The sequence below is a fragment of the Campylobacter sp. IFREMER_LSEM_CL1846 genome, assembly GCF_025772105.1.
Taxonomy (GTDB): domain Bacteria; phylum Campylobacterota; class Campylobacteria; order Campylobacterales; family Campylobacteraceae; genus Campylobacter_D; species Campylobacter_D lari_D.
In genome coordinates, this window is the sequence record NZ_JAKMRM010000034.1 from 1 (window position 1) to 576 (window position 576).

General features: G+C 30.2%; 1 pseudogene. It reads right to left on the bottom strand.

Annotated features, from left to right (window positions below):
* Window positions 1-576: pseudogene (locus L8W40_RS08020) on the bottom strand (methyl-accepting chemotaxis protein); the annotation flags it as partial.

Sequence of the window (576 nt, forward strand, 5' to 3'; positions counted from 1 at the left end):
AGCATTTAATGCAAGTAGGTTAATTTGATCAGCAATATCACCTATTATAGAAGTAACATTTTTAATCTCTTCACTTTGAGCAATAACTTCACTAGTTTTATGAGATACATTTTGCATAGAAGAAGTAATCTCTTCTAATGCTGCTGCTGTTTCTTCTAAAGAAGAAGCTTGAGAAGATGAAGAATCTGTTAAGTCTTTAACAGCACTTTGTAATTTACCACTCTCATCTGCTAATAAAGAAGCAAATTCAGATGATTGTCTTAGCATAGCTACTATTTCTTGACCTAATACATTAGTAGTTACTTCAACTCCACCTTTAGCATTTTTAACTTCAGTAGTAAAGTCTAATGCCTTATAGCTATCAAATACTCTATTGATTTCATTCATATTAGAACCAACTTTTGCTTGTAATACATCAAGCATATCATTTAATACATTTTTTAATTCTATTAATTGAGGATTAGCAGGAATTGCTGTTATTCTTGCTGTTAGATTACCACCTTCTATTTCTTTAGCTGTATCAACTGATTGTTCTACTGCTTTAGTATCTTGTTCTAATGCATTTTTAGTTTTAGT